The sequence below is a fragment of the Beijerinckia sp. L45 genome (genome assembly GCF_009765775.1).
Taxonomy (GTDB): domain Bacteria; phylum Pseudomonadota; class Alphaproteobacteria; order Rhizobiales; family Beijerinckiaceae; genus RH-AL1.
In genome coordinates this window covers 1-3,332 of record NZ_LMUU01000134.1, presented here as the reverse complement: position 1 = coordinate 3,332, position 3,332 = coordinate 1, and the positions used below count along the sequence as shown (strand labels likewise).

Here is a 3,332-nt window from a genome sequence, read left to right as displayed (position 1 = left end):
GGGTGGTTTCCCTCGATACCGAGGCTCGGACGATCACGTTCGAAGACGGCCGCTCTCTCAGCTACGATTCAGCCCTGCTTGCGACCGGTGGGGTGCCCCGACCGTTCGACGTGCCGGGACACGCTCTGTCTGGCGTGCACCTGCTCCGGACGCCCGCGGACGCGGAAGCCATCGTCAGGACGGCGGAAGGTGCGCGACGCGCGGTCGTGGTCGGCGCGGGCTTCATCGGGCTGGAGGCCGCAGCCAGCCTTCGCGAACGCGGCCTGGACGTGACCGTCGTCGCGCCCCAGACCGCTCCTCTCGAAGACCGGCTCGGTACCTTGATCGGCAACGTCTTCCGGCGTGTGCACGAGCGCGAAGGCATCGTGTTCCAGCTCGGCCAGGAGGTCGAGGCGTTGGAAGGCGAGGACGGCCGGGTCACCCGTGTGCGGCTTAAGGGCGGCGCCGTCCTGGAGGCCGATCTGGTCCTTGCCGGACTGGGCGTCACCCCAGCGACCGATCAGTTTCGCGGCGCTCGACGGGAAGACGGTGGACTGGCCGTCGATGCCCATCTCAAAGTCGTCGACGGCCTCTACGCGGCCGGCGACATCGCGGCGTTTCCGCTTTACGGAAATGGACCCCGAACCCGGGTCGAGCACTGGCGCGTCGCCGAGCAGCACGGCCGGGTCGCAGCCCTCAACATGATCGGGCAGGCGACGCCGTACGACGCGGTTCCGGTGTTCTGGACCATCGGCTTCCTCAAGCGGCTGGACTACGTCGGGCATGCCGCGACCTGGGACGATGTCGTCGTCGACGGCGACCTGGAGAAGCCCGACTTTCTCGCCTTCTATGTCGAGCACGGCGCGGTCAAGGCATTGGCTGGATGGGGCCGCGATCGGCAGATGGCTGAGGCTGTCGGCCTCATGGCGCAGCGTCGGAATTGGACGGTGCCGGAGCTGAGGCAAGCGCTCCGGTGACGCGCGGCGATCGGCACCTTTTCACGAGGCGGCGTAGATAAGGGCCCACCTTCGAAGACCTGACCTCGGGACGGTATGCCGCTAATGGGCGGTGACAACGCAGACAGACTGCATTGCGCCCGGATGGGCTGGTCGGAGTCGTCTACGGTACGACGAAGCGCGCCTTCGAGCGGCGCTCGGGACATGGGGAACGCGGATGACCCGGCCACCGGTACGGATGGGGTCAACGCGCGGCGCAATCCATCGACGGGAGGGGCGCTTCCAGCGTAAACTCGTCGCCGGACATCGGCCGGACGCCTTCCGTTCGGATCGAGGTCGATGCGTTGCAGTCGGGAGCTGGACATGGAAGGCCTCTTTTGGGTCGCTGCAGCGACGATCGCGTTCGTTGGAAGCCATTTCCTGCTGTCCCATCCGTTGCGCCGACCGCTCGTCGCCGCGCTCGGAGAGGGCGCGTTCCTCGGTCTCTACTCCGTTGTCGCGGTCGTCACGTTCGTGGCCATGGCATGGGCGTTCCGGGCGACGTCCGCCTCGGCCCCGCTCTGGCCCGTCGGCGACACGCTCTGGGCGATCGTCACCGCCGTCATGCTCCTGGCCTCGGTGCTGCTGATGGGGTCGTTGATCCGCAACCCGGCGATGCCGACCGGAGGGGTGCCGGGCAAGGTCCCGGAGGCGGCCCTCGGCGCCTTTTCAATCACCCGCCATCCGATGATGTGGGCCTTCGCGCTCTGGGGGCTTTGCCACGTCGCGGTCTATCCGGTCGCCAAGAACATCGTCGTGGCGTTGGCCGTCATCGTTCTGGCGCTGGTCGGCGCCGCCTTGCAGGACCGCAAGAAGGCGCGGCTGCAGCCGGACTTCTGGCAAGCGTGGGAATCCAAGACGAGCTACTGGCCCTTCGTCGCCGTCGCAACGCATCGGACACGCCTTGGCGGATTCCGCATGCACGATCTCGGCGGCGGTCTGGTGATCTGGCTCGCCGCCACCTGGGCCCACATTCCACTATCCGGATGGGCCGCGGGCGTGTGGCGTTGGATCTACTGACGAACTGCGTCGTGGCGCCAGACCATCGGCGATCGGAACCCATTTACGAGAGAGCGGTCTATAGCGACCGTATAAACAGCCAGTCAGACTTGTGCTTCAAGTCGCTTGCCGGTTGCGGCGGGCTTAGGCGTCTTTAGGAGGATGCCGAAACCGCTGCCGGCATCAGCGACGAATGCGATTCCGGCCGTCTCGAAGGCTTTGCGTATCGACGATACATCCTTCGCCGTTACCCAATGACCGGATTGGAACTTATTGACCGATACGAGCGGAACGCTCGCGGCGGATGCCAACTGTCGAGAGGTCCAATCCAACGCTCCTCGAGCCATGCTGCATTGCGCGGTGTTCATTCAATCGCTTCTGGACAGCCGAGGACGAGCATCTGCTGACGATCTTCGGGCTCCGGTTGTCGTAGCGCATACGGTTGGGGACCTTAGGAGTCCAGAACTACTCGAATCTTGGACCCGTTCGGATCTCACGTTCGAACAATTCAGCGACTATTGGATGAACGTTCACTGGCCCCTCGTGCAGACGGTGCCGGAAGTGAAGACGCATACGATTTGTTACGTGCAGCAGCACAATGTTCATAGTGTTCCGGAAGCCCTGTCAGCCGCTCCCTTCGACGGGGTCGCCGAGGCCTGGTTCAACGACGTCGCGGCTTTCCCGGCCATGGTCTCGTCGCCCAAGTGGACGGAGGTCGTGGTCGAGGACGACAAGAAGTTCCTCGATCATTCGAAGTTCCTCACCGAAGAGAAGGTCGACTACGCGGCTTGAACTCGAATGGCCGCGGGCCGATTCGTCCGCAGGTGGCGTCCGGCGACGACCGCCCGCGGGCTGTGTCCCATGGCTCTGATGACTCCGGTTTCGCCGTTGAACATATCGATGATCCGCTGCTGCCGGCGTCGCCAGAAATGCGGACAAGTTTGGGCGGTAGTTGGTCGGATGCGACATGCCGACCATGCGGGAACGTTGAGATCATCCTGTTCGTTCGACATCCAACCAAAGGAGTTCTGATGAAGCGGAATATGAAGATGATGGCGGTTGCGTCGGCCGCGTTGGGCATGGCGATCCTTTCCTATTCGCCGGCTGCTCAGGCGAGAGGGTTTGGCGGCGGCGGCTTCCATGGCGGCGGTCATGGTTTCGGCGGCGGACGTGGCTTCGGTGGCGGTTACGGTCGGGGCTACGGCGGTCGCGGCTACGGCCGCGGCCTGGGCTACGGGGCCGCAGGCCTCGGCCTTGGATTGGCAGCCGGCGCGATCGCCGGTGGCTACTACGGTGGTTACGGCTACGGGGACGGATATGGATACGGCGGAGGCTACGGCTATCCTGCCTATGGGTATC

At 64.8% G+C, this 3,332-nt stretch carries 5 protein-coding genes; 4 read left to right on the top strand and 1 reads right to left on the bottom strand.

What is annotated here, in order from left to right:
• Both GSQ79_RS14135 and GSQ79_RS14130 read left to right on the top strand, forming a co-directional pair.
• Positions 1–956: NAD(P)/FAD-dependent oxidoreductase (locus tag GSQ79_RS14135; RefSeq protein WP_158809343.1), on the top strand; the 956-nt coding region annotated here is incomplete at its 5' end.
• A gap of 342 nt (positions 957–1,298) precedes the next feature.
• The gene (locus tag GSQ79_RS14130; protein ID WP_158809342.1) at positions 1,299–1,994 is read left to right on the top strand and encodes an NnrU family protein; all 696 of its coding nucleotides are present in this window, start codon (positions 1,299–1,301) and stop codon (positions 1,992–1,994) included.
• A gap of 83 nt (positions 1,995–2,077) precedes the next feature.
• Here the strand turns inward: GSQ79_RS14130 and GSQ79_RS14125 are convergent, their stop codons facing one another.
• A complete protein-coding gene (locus tag GSQ79_RS14125; RefSeq protein ID WP_158809341.1) occupies positions 2,078–2,341 on the bottom strand; it encodes a transcriptional regulator in 264 nt (87 codons plus the stop codon).
• Between GSQ79_RS14125 and GSQ79_RS30065 the strand changes: the two genes are divergently transcribed.
• Both GSQ79_RS30065 and GSQ79_RS14115 read left to right on the top strand, forming a co-directional pair.
• Entirely contained in the window at positions 2,319–2,765 is a 447-nt protein-coding gene (locus GSQ79_RS30065) for an EthD domain-containing protein (protein ID WP_256379022.1), read from the top strand. The two genes, GSQ79_RS14125 and GSQ79_RS30065, sit on opposite strands and share 23 nt — an antisense overlap.
• A 239-nt stretch (positions 2,766–3,004) precedes the next feature.
• A partial coding sequence (locus tag GSQ79_RS14115; RefSeq protein WP_210253088.1) for a hypothetical protein occupies positions 3,005–3,332 on the top strand: 328 nt, incomplete at its 3' end.

Coding starts and splice junctions, on each gene's coding strand:
- GSQ79_RS14125 (WP_158809341.1), bottom strand. CDS start 2,341: ATGAACACCGCGCAATGCAGCATGGCTCGAGGAGCGTTGGATTGGACC.
- GSQ79_RS14130 (WP_158809342.1), top strand. CDS start 1,299: ATGGAAGGCCTCTTTTGGGTCGCTGCAGCGACGATCGCGTTCGTTGGA.
- GSQ79_RS30065 (WP_256379022.1), top strand. CDS start 2,319: ATGCTGCATTGCGCGGTGTTCATTCAATCGCTTCTGGACAGCCGAGGA.